Source organism: Sphingobium sp. Leaf26 (assembly GCF_001421665.1).
GTDB lineage: Bacteria > Pseudomonadota > Alphaproteobacteria > Sphingomonadales > Sphingomonadaceae > Sphingobium.
In genome coordinates, this window is sequence record NZ_LMKV01000028.1 from 290,426 (window position 1) to 305,641 (window position 15,216).

13 protein-coding genes are annotated in these 15,216 nt (G+C 60.3%); 7 read left to right on the forward strand and 6 right to left on the reverse strand.

The genetic code is table 11. The features are described from left to right. Nucleotides 1-21 precede the first annotated feature (21 nt). The gene (tnpB, locus tag ASE85_RS17110; protein ID WP_006957496.1) at nt 22-369 is read right to left on the reverse strand and encodes an IS66 family insertion sequence element accessory protein TnpB; all 348 of its coding nucleotides are present in this window, start codon (nt 367-369) and stop codon (nt 22-24) included. Continuing rightward, nucleotides 366-749, reverse strand: coding sequence for a transposase (locus ASE85_RS17115; protein WP_056691096.1), 384 nt, complete (start codon nt 747-749; stop codon nt 366-368). The genes tnpB and ASE85_RS17115 overlap by 4 nt, the downstream gene beginning before the upstream one ends. A 278-nt stretch (nt 750-1,027) precedes the next feature. Between ASE85_RS17115 and ASE85_RS17120 the strand changes: the two genes are divergently transcribed. The 5 genes from ASE85_RS17120 to ASE85_RS17140 all read left to right on the forward strand — a co-directional run bounded on the left by ASE85_RS17120 (nt 1,028) and on the right by ASE85_RS17140 (nt 10,786). Beyond that, a complete protein-coding gene (locus ASE85_RS17120) occupies nt 1,028-2,227 on the forward strand; it encodes a hypothetical protein (protein WP_056691099.1) in 1,200 nt (399 codons plus the stop codon). Further along, nucleotides 2,200-4,839, forward strand: a complete 2,640-nt coding sequence (locus ASE85_RS17125) for a tetratricopeptide repeat protein (protein WP_056691102.1) — start codon at nt 2,200-2,202, stop codon at nt 4,837-4,839. Before ASE85_RS17120 ends, ASE85_RS17125 begins: the two co-directional genes overlap by 28 nt. A 36-nt stretch (nt 4,840-4,875) precedes the next feature. Continuing rightward, nucleotides 4,876-7,602, forward strand: coding sequence for a DEAD/DEAH box helicase (locus ASE85_RS17130; RefSeq protein WP_056691105.1), 2,727 nt, complete (start codon nt 4,876-4,878; stop codon nt 7,600-7,602). Nucleotides 7,603-7,692: 90 nt separating this feature from the next. Further along, nucleotides 7,693-8,832, forward strand: a complete 1,140-nt coding sequence (locus ASE85_RS17135) for a DUF3800 domain-containing protein (RefSeq protein ID WP_056691108.1) — start codon at nt 7,693-7,695, stop codon at nt 8,830-8,832. A gap of 397 nt (nt 8,833-9,229) precedes the next feature. Then, nucleotides 9,230-10,786 carry a site-specific integrase gene (locus tag ASE85_RS17140; protein WP_082462893.1) on the forward strand — a complete coding sequence of 519 codons (1,557 nt, stop codon included), beginning with the start codon at nt 9,230-9,232 and terminating at the stop codon, nt 10,784-10,786. Between the two features lie 45 nt (nt 10,787-10,831). On the opposite strand, the gene ASE85_RS17145 is transcribed toward ASE85_RS17140, so the two are convergent. Next, nucleotides 10,832-11,077, reverse strand: a complete 246-nt coding sequence (locus ASE85_RS17145) for a helix-turn-helix domain-containing protein (protein ID WP_056691333.1) — start codon at nt 11,075-11,077, stop codon at nt 10,832-10,834. Nucleotides 11,078-11,352: 275 nt separating this feature from the next. On the opposite strand from ASE85_RS17145, the gene ASE85_RS23170 reads away from it, so the two are divergent. After that, entirely contained in the window at nt 11,353-11,700 is a 348-nt protein-coding gene (locus ASE85_RS23170) for a hypothetical protein (RefSeq protein ID WP_156358402.1), read from the forward strand. Between the two features lie 7 nt (nt 11,701-11,707). On the opposite strand, the gene ASE85_RS17150 is transcribed toward ASE85_RS23170, so the two are convergent. Then, on the reverse strand, nt 11,708-11,980 hold the full coding sequence (locus ASE85_RS17150) for a hypothetical protein (RefSeq protein ID WP_056691114.1): 273 nt from the start codon (nt 11,978-11,980) through the stop codon (nt 11,708-11,710). Between the two features lie 407 nt (nt 11,981-12,387). Between ASE85_RS17150 and ASE85_RS23175 the strand changes: the two genes are divergently transcribed. Continuing rightward, a complete protein-coding gene (locus tag ASE85_RS23175; RefSeq protein WP_156358403.1) occupies nt 12,388-12,840 on the forward strand; it encodes a hypothetical protein in 453 nt (150 codons plus the stop codon). Here the strand turns inward: ASE85_RS23175 and ASE85_RS17155 are convergent. Together ASE85_RS17155 and ASE85_RS17160 are read right to left on the reverse strand one after the other, a co-directional pair. Continuing rightward, nucleotides 12,762-13,964 (reverse strand): MFS transporter, encoded by a 1,203-nt coding sequence (locus ASE85_RS17155; RefSeq protein WP_056691117.1) that lies wholly within the window; start codon nt 13,962-13,964, stop codon nt 12,762-12,764. The genes ASE85_RS23175 and ASE85_RS17155 overlap by 79 nt on opposite strands. Before the next feature lie 73 nt (nt 13,965-14,037). After that, nucleotides 14,038-15,183, reverse strand: a complete 1,146-nt coding sequence (locus tag ASE85_RS17160; protein WP_056691120.1) for an alkene reductase — start codon at nt 15,181-15,183, stop codon at nt 14,038-14,040. Between the last annotated feature and the right edge of the window lie 33 nt (nt 15,184-15,216).

The following is a 15,216-nucleotide window of genomic DNA, read 5'->3' on the forward strand; positions in this document are numbered from 1 at the left end:
AAGCGCCGGAAAATGGGCGTTTTATCCGGCCAATGAAGGGGTGAATGTGCGTTCAGGTCGCCGCCAGTCGATGCCTTCCAAGAGCATCGAAAGCTGGGCTGCGGTCATCACCACCGACCCCGTCTTGGTCGACGGCCACACGAAGCGCCCCCGGTCCATCCGCTTGGAGAACAGGCACATGCCCTGGCCATCATACCAGAGCAGCTTCACCAGATCGCCCCGCTTGCCCCGGAAAGCGAACAGCGCACCGGAATGCGGGCTTTGCTCCAGGACCTGCTGCGTCATCACCGCCAGGCCGTCGAAACCCTTGCGCATATCTGTCGCGCCGCAGGCCAGGAATATCCGCGTCGATGGCGGCAGCGGGATCATCGCGCCAGAACGCCGATCACCCGCGACAGGGCATCGGCATCGACCGTGGCGTCCACACTCACTTTGATGCCCGATGGCAGCTCGATCCCGATCACGCCGTTGCTGCGCGCCGCAACCGTCGGGGCGGGCAAGGCCAGCTGCTCGCTGATCTGCACCTCTGCAAATGCAGGCTCGATCGGCTTGCGCACCCCGGTCAGCTCGCCGGACATCGCCTGTCGCCGCCATGTGTAGATCGAGCCGCTGCCAACCTCATGGCGTTCACAGGCCGTGCGCACGCAACCTTCTGGACCAAATGCATCCCGCAGCGCGGCCAGCTTCTGCTCCACCGTCCAGCGCCGTCGGCCCGACACCCGGCTAACGACCTCGATCCGATTACTCATACGATTACTCATATGACTACTCGCCCGTTCGCTTGCTGAATCCTCGATCTCGTCAGACACCGCCACCTCGCTCAAAGAGCGGCAATCATCCCCGTGAATGGGCACCACGCAAGGCGGCCCTCAGGCCCCGCTTACTAACGGACAAATTGGCCGGCAAATAGAGGCCGCCTCCGGTCATCAAATCGAGTTCATCCGCCAGCCCTGTTTCTACCGCTCCGCATTCCATCTTGCTTGATATCAAACTTTTTGATATCAAAATCACAGCATAGGAGGTTGCAATGCGAATCGTAGCGGGCCCGCCGGTAAAGGGTCAGGATTTCATGTTCCGCGATCGGGAGGTTCGTCTCGCGAAGCGCTCGCTTCTCGATGGCAGCAGCCTGCTCGTCAAAGGGTGGCGTCGTATCGGCAAAAGCTCGCTGCTCATTGAAACGCGCCGTCAACTTGAGGAAGACGGCGGTGTAACGTCGCTTTATATCGACGTGCAGGAACTTCAGTCGATTAGCGAATTCTTCACTGCGTTCCTCAACGCGCTGCCGCAAAACAAGCTCCAGCAACTGCGGGGCTTTTGGGATGGCGCCAAGCGTCTGCCCGGAAAGCTCATGGATGCGATCCAGCGCCGAATCCGCTCCGCCAATGCAGGCGGTGGTGGTTTCGAAGCCGGCGTGGAGTTCGACAAGGATATCCGCGACTACTGGGAACCGCTCAAGGCGAGCGTGGAGATGCTTGCGCGCGAGCACCTCAATGGAGGTACGCGCATAGTTCTCCTCATCGACGAATTGCCCTTCTTCCTAGAGAACATGCATCGGCGCACGGAAAACGTAGATGATATCCGCTTGGTGCTGGCAACGTTGCGTGCCTGGCGCAATGCGGGGCTTGCCATGGCGGTCGCAGGCTCGGTCAGCATCGAAGCCTTCCTGGAAGACCTCAAGATCGAGGGGTTGGTCATTAACGACCTGACCCGGATCGATTTGCAACCGCTGAGCGAAACCGAAGCGGTCGCCTTCACGGAAGCGTTGGCCGGCGTGGCTGGCCTCGGAGATTGGAATGAGGCCTCTACCACGGCGCTCCTCGGCGAGCTGCCGGACCATTTTCCTTTTTTTATTCAGACCGCGATGAACTTTCTGCGGGTTGAGGAGCATGCGACCCCAGAGGTGATCGCCGAGATATTCGAGAACCAGGTCCAGCCCCAAATCTTCGCATCCTTCTACCAACAGTTCGACGAGCGGCTGGAGCGGCGGTTTGACGGGGACTTACGCAAGACAGCTGAAACGGTGCTCAACACCATGGCGTCACGCGCGGACGGCAAAATTACCAATGCCGAGATCAACACGATCTGCGAGGCAGCTGGACAGGATCCGCTACGGGTTACCCGGCGGCTTGAACTGGCCGAGTTCATTCGTACCGACCTCAAGAGCTCTGGCTTCCGGTTAGTCCAAAACCTGCTTAAGACATGGCGTCGCGCGCGGGGGGGCGTGTGATGGAAATATCGCGCTTCAACCCCCATGCTATGGCGGACAGCCAGGTCCGCTTGCTCTCCACCGGCCGGGATCGCCTAATTTCAGCAGTGGTCGAAGCCTTGACCGGCGGCCCAGGCATCCGGCAGCAAGTTCTGGTCACGGCGCCGCGTGGGTTCGGGAAATCCTTCTTTGCCCGCGCGGTTCAGCTTGCCATCGCTGACGAGGCGCGGCCGGCGCGGGTCACGATCTTGCCCGAAGAACAGCGCAACGTCTCAACGCCCGCCAGCCTTCTGCGCGAAATCACCCGCGGACTGACCGGTGCGCCAGCCGACAGCGTTGCGGGGCAGTTCCTCGACGACCCGCCGGGCGCCTGGGAAGCGGCGCGCGCGAATCTGGATGCTGCGCTGGCGGGCTTCGATCCCAAGATCATCCAAATCGTCGTCATCGAGAATTTCGACGATCTCATCACCCAGGTCTTCGAAGAACCTTCCGACCAATCGAAGCTGCGTGCCTTATTGGCCGAGAGCGAACATCTAGCCATTTTGGCGACGGCGACCTCCGCGCAGTTCGATCAGGACTATGAGCAACGGCTGTTCCACGCCTTCGCCAAATTCAGTCTGCTGCCGTGGACCGAAGAGGACCATCTCCTCTATTTCGAGCGCCGCGCGGTACTGGAGGGCCGGGAACCGGAAATGCTCGACCGCGGCAAGATCAGAGCGCTGTCGCAATTCACGGGCGGCGCGCCGCGTATGGTGGTCGCGCTTGCCAACTTGCTCATCGAGAATGATCCGCTCAGCGCAGCGGCGTTGCTCGACAAACTGGTCGACGATCTAACGCCTTATTATCAGGCGGTCATCGATCAGATGCCGCCGCGCACTAAGACCCTGTTTGACGCGCTGATCCGTTTGTCAGAACCCTGTTCGCAGAGCGACCTCGCCGTCCGCGTCGGCACAACCCAGAATCGCATCGCCCAGCATTTCGCGTGGCTGCGCGAGCGCCATCTCGTGGTCGGCAAGAAGCGTACCGGCGGTCGCGATTTCCTCTATCAGGTAGCCGATCGCCTCTTCGTCCAATATTACCGCAAGCGCTATCTGCTCCACGATAATTACAGCCCGCTCGCCGGGATGGCGGAGCTGCTGGACGGCTTCTTCTCCGCCGAGGAAAACCGTCGCCAGGCGCTCGCGCTGTTCGAAGATGGACGCGAGGAAGAGGGATGCGAGTTCATTCGCGCCTATCTCGCAGCCGGCGGCGGCGACCTTGGCTCCTGGGCGGCCAAGACGAACAACGGCGACGCAATTCGCGCATTGGCCGCAACGGTCGAAAACAATCATAGGCTCGCCCTAGCGCAGTTCAACAAGGCGCTGACGGTTGCGCGCGCAGAGCAAGACGAGATCGGCACAGCCCTTATCCTCGGCCAGATCGGTGTTTCGGCAGCGAAGGAGGGGCGCTATCCGGTCGCCATCGAAGCCCACCGCGAGGCGCTGGAAATCTGGCGCGAGCGTGATCAACCGCAAACGATAGCGTGGGTGTTAAGCCAGCTGGCGCAGGATTTTAGAGGCGCACTCCAGTACGACGACGCATTGTACTACTCGAAGCTGGCGATCGAACTCTGGTCCAAGCAAGGCGCGAAGGACCGCGTGGCGTCGCTCTGGGGTGAAGTCGGTGAAAGCCTGCGCAAGATGGGGCGACACAGCGACGCCGTCGATGCCTATATCCGGGCGCAGGAAATCTGGCAGCTGCTCGACGACGACGTCGGCGAGGCCTGGGTGCTTGGCGGAATAGGGCTGACCCGGCGCGAGAGCGGCAGATTTCGCGAGTCGATCCAGTCGCATCGACGCGCAATCCAGCTTCTCAAGAAGCACAGCACCAAGCGGTTCAGTGTTGCGCTTAACCATAGCTGGATGGCGGCCTCCTATCGGCAGCTCAAGGAATTCCGCGATGCCTTGGCGCATGACGAGACCGCACTTGGTTTGTGGCGGGAAATCAAAAATCCGCGCCAGCAGATCAAGACGCTATCCTCCATATCCATCACCTTCATTTGCATGCAGGACTTCGATCGAGCGCGCGAATTTAGTCGTGAAGCCTTCGAACAATCGCGCTCGGTGAATTTTCAGGGACAGATCATTTGGAGCGCCGGGCAGCTTGCCTATCTGCACATCCTGGGCGGCGACGTGGCGGCTGTTTGGCCGTTACTCGACGAGCGGCCCGCGCAACATATGGGCCGGTTGTGCGAAGCGGTGCTCACGCGGTGCGGGGCGGCACTCGGCGTGGTCGATGCTCAGGAGGGACGGCAAGTCGCCTTCGAACGCGGGCGAGCTTTGCTTGATGGCCTGCGCGCACGCGCTAGTCTCACGCCTTTCGAGGATAGTGCGACCTTCCTGCTGGGCGGGCTTCTCGAAAGCGCCTCGGCGGTGCCGCTTCTCAAGGATCTGACCGAAGAGGCCGCGCGCGAAACGCAGGGCCTGTCCGCGCCGCGGCGCCAAGCGATCGAGCTCGCCGCCAATTACATACAGGCGGGAAGCGACGAAAGCCTGATCGAGCAGGCCGATCCCGATGTGGGCGACGCAGTTCGCGCCATCATCGACGCCATCGCCACGCGCAATTCTCAGCAACATCGCATGACCGGTGAATGATGGTCGTCTGACAGGAAAGCAAAAAGGGAACTGAGTATGAACGTCGATACGATGGTAGCGCCCGGCTGGACAGATGATCTTGCGCAAACACTGCGCGGGTGGGGCATCCGTCATTTCACGGGCATTCAGAGTATGGCAATCGAGGCGGGCCTCGCGGACGGTCGCAGCCTCCTTGCTTGCGCGCCGACGTCCTCGGGCAAGACGCTAGTCGGCGAGATCGCCATCCTGGCCGGTCTCGCGCGCGGCGATCGTTGCCTCTATCTCGTCTCCCATCGAGCGCTCGCCGATCAGAAATATGTCGACTTTCAGCAGCGCTTGGGAGCCACTGTCTCCGTCGCGCTGAGTACCGGCGACCGGGACGAAGGCGAAGCGCGCGCGCGTTTGTTGATCGCTACCTATGAAAAAGCTCTGGCTATGCTGCTTTCGGGGCAACTGGAGGTCGCGACCTCCGTGATCGTGGCTGACGAACTCCAGATTATCGGAGAGCCTGGCCGCGGTCCCAACATCGAAACGCTTTGCACGATCTTCAAGCGCGAAGGCGTACGGCAGTTGGTGGGCCTGACCGCCACCGTCGGCAATCCCGAGGAATTGGCCGAATGGCTGGGTTGCACTCTTGTCGGTTGCCAGGACCGCGACGTCGATCTCATCCAGCAGGTCTGGTCCGGCGGCACGGCCTATGAAATCCGCTTTGGGCAGGAAGACGCAGCGCCCTGTCTCGAAGACGAACATATTCCGCAGGATCCTGTCGAAGTCGCCCGCAAGCTCATCGCGCTTGGCCGCGGGCCAGTGCTGGTATTCACCGAATCGCGCAACGAGACGGTCGATCTCGCGAAGCGCTTCGCGCGTGCCCAGCAACAAACAGCGCAGGGGATCGCGATCGCCGAACAGCTTGCGTTGTTCTCCGAGCCCACAGAAGCGTCCGAAGAGTTGCAGGAACTCGCGCGACGCCAGGTCGCCTTCCACTCCGCGGACCTGACCGCACAAGAGCGTCAGGTACTCGAGGATGGATTTGTCACTTCGGCCTTTTCCGTCTGTTTTGCGACATCGACGCTGGCCGCTGGAGTGAACTTTCCGTTTCGTTCGGTTGTATTCGCAAAGCTCACTTATGAGTATGGCGACCGCAAAGGCACGATGCTGACCCGCGCCGATTACCGCAACATGTCCGGGCGCGCGGGGCGGCTTGGCCTTCACCCCGATGGCTACGCGGTTCTCGTCCCCAAGAACCAAGCTGAACGATCCCACGCCGCGAGCATTGTCAGGCCGGAGAATGACCGCGTTCCCTCGCGGCTCGTCGACCTGTCGATGCGCCGGAGCGTGCTCGCGCTGATCGCTCACGGTGTGGTCGCCCAGCGCGAAGCCCTGGCAGACTTTTTCCGCCTCAGCCTGTTGTGGCACCAGATCCGCGAACGCAATCCGCACAAACTCCAACCGCTGATTGATACAGCCGCGCAGGCGGTCGACTGGCTGATTGCCGCCGACTTGATCGACGACGAGTTCGATGTGCTTTTCGCGACCCCCGTCGGCAAGGCGGTCGCCCAATCCGGGCTGTTGCCGACGACCGCCATCGCCTTTCTTACGATGATGCGGACCCGCGCCGCTGCGATCGACGCCGACTTCGACGCACATCTGCCGGGATTGTTGCATTGGGCGGCATCGTGCGACGAGTTTGTAGGAGACACGCCGTCGCGCTTTCTGCCGTGGCCAAGCGGCCGGGCGCCGGTAGATTCTATCGGTTTCCTACGCGCTTACCCGCTGCTTGCGCCGATCGACCCGACCAACCGCCAGGTCAATCAGGGCGCCCATGCCCTCGTGCTGTTCGCAGCTGGCGCCTCTGAACGCGAAATTCGGCGAAAGACCAATCTGCCCGCCGGACAGCTTCATCGCCTAGCCACCGACATCGCATGGGTTTTCGATGGCCTGCGCCGCATCGCGAGCGTACCCGACCTCGGCTTCTCGCAAGGCTTGACCAACAAGTTGCAGATGCTTGCTCGGCAGATCCAGTGGGGCACGCCGATTGAGGCACTCGATATCCTGCGCGTCGCACAACGCGAGAATGTGCCTGGCTTTGGCCGTCAGCGTGCCGTCGCGCTTCTTCGCCAGGGCATCGAGACTTTCGACCAGCTGCTCAGCGCCGCCAAGGACAAGGTCCAGCAGGCGGTCGGGGGCGAGAAGCGGATGACGGCCTTGTTGAAGGCGGTGGCGGCATCGATCGGCCTGCGCCAAGACAAGTTCCGCGAAGTGCATCGCCAACTCGCTCAACGCCTTGGTGTCGCCGAATTGGTCGAGCAGTGCAATGAGGCGCTGGGCACGGACTATGAGGATGCGATGATTGCGCTGCTCGCGCGAGAGCCGTCTTGGACGGTGCGCCAGCTCGACGATGGTCGGCAGCAAAATGCGCCGGACCTCCTCCTGACTTTGGGGGATCACGCGATCCTGATCGAATGCAAGACGACGACGAAGCGGCCACCGGTTCTGGCCAAGGAAGCTTCTTTCGCGATCCTGCAGAAGGCGGTCGATTACGATAAGTCCATGCATCGTCTGACCCTCGGCAAGCCAAGGTTCGACGAGCATTCGCGCAAGAAGGCGCAGGGTGCGTTCGACGTAACGCTCATCGAACACGAGGTCTTCATTGAGGGCGTCTTGCGTGTGTTGGCGGGTGAGACGACCCCTGCGCAGTTCGTCGCCTGGCTCGAAGCGCCAGGCGTAACCGAACTCGATAGGCTCGCGGGCATCGCCTCCTATGAAATCCTTGCAGCCAAGTGATGGCTGGAGTGAGCGCCGTGACCTAATCCCTAAGAGGGTCGATCCCCGCACTCAGGCTAGCGCGTTCTTCAGCGGACAGGAAAATATCGTATGTACGCCTATGTCGATGAGACCGGAAATACCGGCGTCAAGCTCCTGGACGAAGCACAGCCTCTGTTCGCCACTGCGGCATTGCTCACTCGCTCCGATTACGACGTCCGCTTCGAAGGGGAAATCCGAACGATCGCCCGGTCGTTAGGCTCGGACGAGATCCACGCCAACCAGTTGGGGCTCGGCCGGCTTGAGCCGATCGCGCCCGATCTGTTGAAGGTCATCCGTAAGGCGGGGCCGCGCTTCGCGCTCGCGCGCGTCGAAAAGCGCTATATCCTCGCCACTAAGGTGTTCGACACGATCTTCGATTCGTTCGAGAACAAGGCGGTGCCTTGGCACATTTACAATCTTCGACCGCTGCGGTTGCTGATGGCCTTCAAGGTCGCTTCGCTGCTCGACGACACGATCGGCGCCACATTCTGGGATGCGCTGATGGATGCGCGACCGGACCGCGCCCGCGCGAAGATGGCGGATTTCTGTCGTGAACTGAATGCGCGCGTCGGTCTAATTCCCGACGAACGCTCGCGCGAGGTGATTGCCGAGGCACTCGCTTGGGCGGCGGACCATCCCGAGGCCCTCGAATTTGTCTACTCTGACGCAGCGGGCCGGCGCGGACATAGTCCGAATATGGTCGGCTTCGGCAATTTGCTGGCGGGGATCGAGATGCAGTCCAACGCTTGGGGCCGGCCGGTCGACGTGATCCGCCATGATCGGCAGCAGCAATTCGCGCAGAACATCAAAGATTGGCATCAGATGTATTCGAATGCGCTGCCTGATGTCGTCCGATTGCCCCTCGGGGAGAAGATGGTCCTGCGCAAAGTGTTCGGAAGTCGCCTCGAAATCTCGACCGCGAAGGAAAGTGCGGGCATTCAAACAATCGATGTCATTCTTTGGCTCTTCGTGCGCGCATTGCGTGGCGACGGTCTCCCGGAAAATTGCCAGCGCCTCCTGGATTATGTCTACGGTCGCGCGGTCCAGGATGATTTCTCCTTCGCGGGAGTGGGGACCGCACTCGAAGCCTTTCTGGATCACTTCGACCAGCTCGATATCCCGGCGCCTTATATCGGACAGGCTCTTCTTCTGCGGGATGATCTTGAACGGCGACGGCAAGTCGAGATGAGCGCTTTTGAAGAGGAGTGACGTCGGCAAGAACTGCCAGAGGACCTGGTCGCGACGCCGGCATAATGCGGAGCATCAAAAGGCAGTTCGCCGTGTCGTGGTGATGTCGCTGACAAAGCGCCTGCCCCCCGTTATCTTTCCGTTAGTGGGAGATAATGCTCCCATGAGCCCGATGCCGAAAAGGACTGGAACCGCCCCGTCCATTCACGTCCAGCCTTTTCCACGAATCCAGATCGTGCTATTGATGCCTGCGGCGACTTCTCAAGCCTATGATTTGATTGAGAAATCAACCGCTTAGACGGCGCCCCAGAAAGCTCTTCTGGGCACCACTTTTTCCAGGGGCTTGAAATCCCTAGAAAACATTGGAATTGCAGGCTTTTTTACAAGCGTCTAGTACAAACGTACGAAGGACGAAGCCATGTGTTCCTATCTGCACAAAGCACCTAACGGCGTCTATTATTTCCGCATGAGCGTGCCTGCGGAGTTGCGCCCGTTTATGGGTAGCAAGCGGGAAATCAAAATGTCTCTAGGCCTAAAGGACCGGGACGCTGCCAAGCTAATTATCCCCGATCATACCAAGGCCGCTCATAAGCTGCTGGACCAAGCGCGCCGGGATAAAGCTGCTGCTGACAAGCCAGCCCGGACGCCATCGTTGCCGCGATCCCCTGCACAGCTAAGACGGGACCGTGAGCAGTGGGAATGGGAACAAGAGCAGGCTGACCTGCTGGGGCAGGCGCTAAGCGATCAGGACAGCGAGATTGAGGCGCTGGAGCCGATCATGGATGCTTTGGCCGAGGGTAGGGAGGTCGATGCCTCTCCTGCCGACATAGCAAGAGCCGGTCGCCTGTTGGTCCTGCATCTACGCGAAATGGCCGATATTGAGCGTGAGCAGCTTGTCGGTCGGATGCTGGCGCGCGCATCAATCACGCAAAATCAGGCCGTGGACTGCGACGGAGGCAAGCCTGCCGGGAAAGGGAAAGGCGTCTTTCTCGACACTGATATTGTCGATGGCTGGGCTGCGGAGCGCAAGTCGTCGCCTCGTGGCAAGGATGCCTATTGGCGAGACGCCAAGCTGTTCAACAGCATGATAGGCCGGAAGTCCGTCGAGCAAATCACCAAGGCCGATGTAATGACCTACAAGCGGATGCTGATTGCTGACCCTAGGCGGTCGCAAATCAACGTGCGGGACCGGCTGGCTTACCTCCGCACCCTACTGGAGTGGGCGGCACAGGAGGATGTTGTTCCGGTCAACGTGGCCCGCGATGTGAAAATGGCTGTCAGCGAGCGAGGCGAGAAGCGCAAGGATTTCAACATTGATGACCTGAACGCCTTATTCTCTGGCCCAGTCTACACGGCTGATAAGCGGTCCAAGGCTGGCTATGGGGGGGCTGCATACTGGATGCCGCTCATTGCGCTTTTCATGGGAGCGCGACGGGAGGAAATCGGCCAGCTTCGTGTCAGTGATGTGAAGCGCGTTGCCTACATCGACGCTGCCGAACAGCGGCAAGAGGCTTGGTGCATCGACATTACCGACATAGGCGACGATGACGCCTTGCCCAATCAAATCAAGAACGAGGCGAGCAGGCGCTTAGTGCCGCTGCATCCCAAGCTGATAGAAATGGGCTTCGTCGATTATGTGGCAAAGCTGCCCGATCAGGCGGGACGGGTCTTTCCTGCCCTACAGCCTATCGGCATCGGCATGAAGCTGACCGACAAATGGGGCCAGTGGTTCAGCCGGTATAAGCGGGCCTGCGGGATAGAAGATAAGGCGAAGGTCTTTCACTCCTTCCGGCACACATGGAAAACGCTGGCCGTTGATGCCGGGATAAATGAACGTGTGTGCCGTCAATTCCAAGGACATGAGGGCAAAGACGCCGCTGACAAATATGGCGCGGCTCCATCCATGCGGGCCTTGGTCGATGCAATCGCCTCCTTCCGTATCCCCGGCCTAAAATTGCCGACGCCTAAAAGGTAGAGGGTGTCAAACAGGCGGAATGATGCCTGCCACCGAGGAACGCCGTTACAGGTCAGCTTCCGTCAAAAGTTCGGAAGGGCGTAGCTGGATAGCGGCGGCGATGCGACTTAGGTTCAGGAACGTGACGTTCCGTTCGCCGCGTTCAATCTTGCCCATGTGCGAGCGATCAATGCCAGCAGCATCGGCTAATGCCTCCTGCGATAGACCTGCCAATTTCCGCTTGCTGCGGATCGCAACGCCGAGTTGGGCGAGTTGCCCCTTTGTGTCATGATGTCCTGCGATCCGTGCCACCGCCAAGCCATCGTGGCTTGACTATTTTATGACCACGGTATTTACGACCCATTGGATTGATTGTCCGCATTAGCGAGGCCGTTATGATTAAATGGATTAGGGATACTGCGCAAAAGAGTAGGGCCGCTGTCATCGTGGAAAAATTGTTCGAGCAATTGCCGGTCCCGTTTATCATTCCCGGCGGCCCGTCTAAATTTGCTAACTCTTTGATCGAAAATGCGTGGGTTAGCTAAAACGATCACTTCTCCGGCAAGAGGGGGCCAGCGCCGCACTACATGACCGTCGCTGCGGTTTCTTTAGCTATGGGAATGGAAGATAATCGGAGCAGTCTAATTGCGCACACTATCTGTAAGGGCGCTCTGGGCATTCTGATTGCTGAGCTAACAGTGAATAGATTTCAATATGCCCTGAATGGCGTTGATTTGATCCTATTAGACCTTGCTGCTGAGCAATACGAAATTGAGGAATGGAAAAAAATCCGAAATTCACAGGAAGATTTTGTTGCAGAGAATCAACCACAAAAGGCTGGATCGGCGATTATTAATCCTCCAGCAGGCACCTTAGATTTAGAATTGCATAAACGTAAACTTGATCTGCAAGTAAGGTTGAAATCCTTCCCATAAAGGTAGGTCAATACCAACCAGCCCAGATGAGGGCATCTTTCAGTTCCGGGAGCATTTCCATCAACTCCCACACACGTTGGCCTGACGCTTTCCTTAAATCGGGCTCGACATACCCATCAGGGTAGGTGACTTCTAGGCGACCAGTCGGTAACAGCTTAACCTTAATTCGACCAAACTCCTTCGTGATAAACTCATCGTCGCGCTCCCGGCGTTGACGATCCAGCATATCAAGATAGCCGTCGCGGCTCTGCTTCACCTTGGGCGAAAGTCCGGCCTTCATTCGTTCAAAGTTCTCTCGCCCTCTGTTGAGGTGGCAGATGTAGCAGGATCGGTCGCGAGTTCGTCTCCGGAAGCCTCCGCAACGGTCGCAGGGGGCGCTCAGGCGTATATAGGAAGGCATCCCGGAAAAGGAAGGCGGCAAGCCTTCGTGGATCATTCACACGGGCCTCCAGCGCCTCCAGAAAGGCTGGATCGATATGGCATATGCGGCGCTGGCGCGCGTCCAGTTTGTTTGCTCTGGGTTGCTGTTGGTAGAGCGCGAAACGCGGATCGATATGGGGGTGCTTGGATGGCTTGCTCATAGTCGGGCCGTGGAGTGTCCTGAGTTCATTTCTCGCCCCATGGTACGGGTTCGGTCGCGGACGCGAATATCTTCCATCGTGCCCATGCGTGCTGTAATTCAATGCCATGCAAGATTTTGATTTCAACGAGGCAATCGCAGAGGTTGCTGAAGTGGAAAGGCGGAAAGCGGTCAATGTCGCGCCGGTCGATCACGGTGCTGAATTACGCCGCAAGGTCCTTGAGGCCATCAAGCGCATTGAGAGGGAATACCGGGCGAATAATCCTGCGGCAGCAAAGTTTGGATTGTCATCAGAAATTCATTCCTTTGTGAAGCGCCCAAAAAACTTTAATGACTATGCTCATCAGATGGTCGATTTTTTTTTGGTTGAACCTGCTGCACTAGGTTGGAGTAACGAGAAACTGGCAGCGTCCGTTGAGCAGAGGACGGGATTTAAGACACCTAAAAGCCTGAAACAGCGCATAGGGCGTGTCGGTCATGATCAGGCATCCTTGCGCGACAGGCGCGCGACGACGGGAACCAGCAGCATCGCGACCACGGCAATCGCGCTTGCGACATAGCCGATGCGCGCGATGCCGATCGTCTCGATCACTGCACCACCGATGATGGCGCCAAGCCCGATGCCGGCATTCGCCATCGACACGTTGAGCGTGCCGGCAAGCGCCTGGGCGGGGCCTGCCGCTCGCATCACACGCACCTGGCAGATCGGGTACAGTGCGGTATTGGCGAGGCCCCAGACGCCGAGTGCGAGGGCGAGCCAGACGTGATTGCCGGCGAGCGGCGAGGTCGCGGTCATGCCGATCGCGAGCAGCACCACTCCGGCCAGCGTGGCGGCCAGCGGGCTGCGGTCGACCAAGCGCCCGCCCAGCCAGTTGCCGCCGAGACCGATCACACCGAAGCCCATCAGCCACCAGCCGACCGCGCTCGACGGAATGCCGGCGATCCGCTCGAGCAGATCGGCGAGATAGGTGTAGGCGGTGAACATCGCGGTGAAGACCGCGATCGACAGCACGAGATTGCCGAGAAGGGCGCGATCCTTCAGCGTGCGCAACTGGTCGCCGAGCTCGATCTTCACTGGCTTGGCGATCCGCGGCATGACCCAGGCGAGCAGCCCGGCCATCAGCAAAGACAGCGCGGACAGGCCCCAGAACGTCCCGCGCCAGCCGAACGCGTCGCCCGCAAGCGTGCCGAGCGGGATACCGAACACCATCGCGCCGGCGATACCCATATAGACGTTGGCGACGGCCTTGGCCGCTTTTTCGGGGCCAGCGAGCACGCCTGCGGTTTCGCTGGCCGTGCCCCAGAAGACCGGCAGCGCGAGCGCGGGCAGCAAGCGCCCAAGCCCGAGGATCCAGATATTGGGTGCTGCGGCCGCCAGCGCATTAGAACCGGCGAAGACGAGTAGCAGCACGACAAACAGTCGTTTGCGATCGAAATGCGCGACGAGACCGGTGAGGACCGGTCCGCACAGCATCACGGTGAAGGCGAACAGCGTCACCAGCCAGCCCGCCGTCCCGATCGATACCCCGAGGTCGCGCGCCAGATTTGGAAGCAATCCGACGATAATGAACTCGGTGGTGACGATGATGAACGCCGAGATGGCGAGCAGGATAATCGCAAGCGCACTGCCGGCTGGCGCTTGATGTTGCGCCTGGATCGGACGCGCTAGGGTAGTCGTGGTCATGGAAGACCTCCAAGGGTCGCGCGACGCCGCGGAGCGACGCCGAAGAGAGGGGTTTGAAGCGAGCGCGTTGTAGTCAGTCAGCCGCCGGGCGGTAGGCCGGATAATCGGCAAAGCCCGCGATCCCGCCGCCGTAATAGGTGTCGCGGTCGGGTGTCGCGAGCGGCCAGTCATGGCGCAGGCGCGCAACGAGATCAGGGTTGGCTATGAACGGCTGACCAAAAGCGGCGAGATCGATCGTGCCATCGGCGAGCAACGCCTCAGCGCGCGCCTTGGTCATGCCGCCCGCCAGGATGATCGCGGTTTGCGGAAGATCGCGGCGAAACGCGGCAAGCAGGCACGTGAGGCGATCGGCCAGGCTATTGGCTTTCGGCTCTCCCGGCGGGTGGCTCATCGAATAGCCGGACTGGTCCATGACATGGACGTAGGCGATGCCGCGCGTGCCGAGCGCTGCGACCAGGGCGGTATAGGTTTCGTCCATGTCGGCATAATGCGGCATGTCGAACAGCTGGCCGTAAGGCGAGATGCGAATACCGACGCGCTCACGCCCGATCCGCGCGATGACCGCGTCGACCACTTCGAGCGCGAAGCGCAGCCGGTTTTCCATCGTGTCGGCCGCATAGCGGTCGGTGCGATCGTTGACCTCGGGGTTCAGAAACTGCTCGAGCAGATAGCCGTTCGCGCCGTGGATCTCGACGCCATCGAAGCCGGCCTCCACCGCGTTGGCGGCTGCCTGGGCGAAATCTCCGACAACGCGCGCGACCTCGTCGGTCGACAAAGCTCGTGGTTCGTGCGCCTCGACGAAGCCGGGCTTGCCGGCCTCGTCATAGCCGAAGGCGGTCGCGCCCTTGGCGAGCTTGGACGTCCCGCTGACGGGCGGGCGGCCGTTCTCCTGGATCGACGCATGCGAGACGCGGCCGACATGCCAGATCTGCGCGAAGATGCTGCCGCCGATTGCGTGGACCGACTCCGTCGTCAGCCGCCATCCGGCGATCTGCGCAGGCGAGAAGATACCGGGGTTGAAAAGATAGCCCTGCCCTTCGCGCGAGATCGGCGTGCCTTCGCTGACGATCAGCCCCGCGGTCGCGCGCTGCGCGTAATACAGCGCGATGGTTTCGTCGGCGATGTCGTGCGGCGCGCGCGACCGCGTCATCGGCGCCATCGCGACGCGGTTATGCAGGGTGCGGCCAGCAAGGGTAAAGGGCGTGAACAAGGTCGACATTGGGTGCTCCGGTCGCGGCTTCTCGCGCCGCTG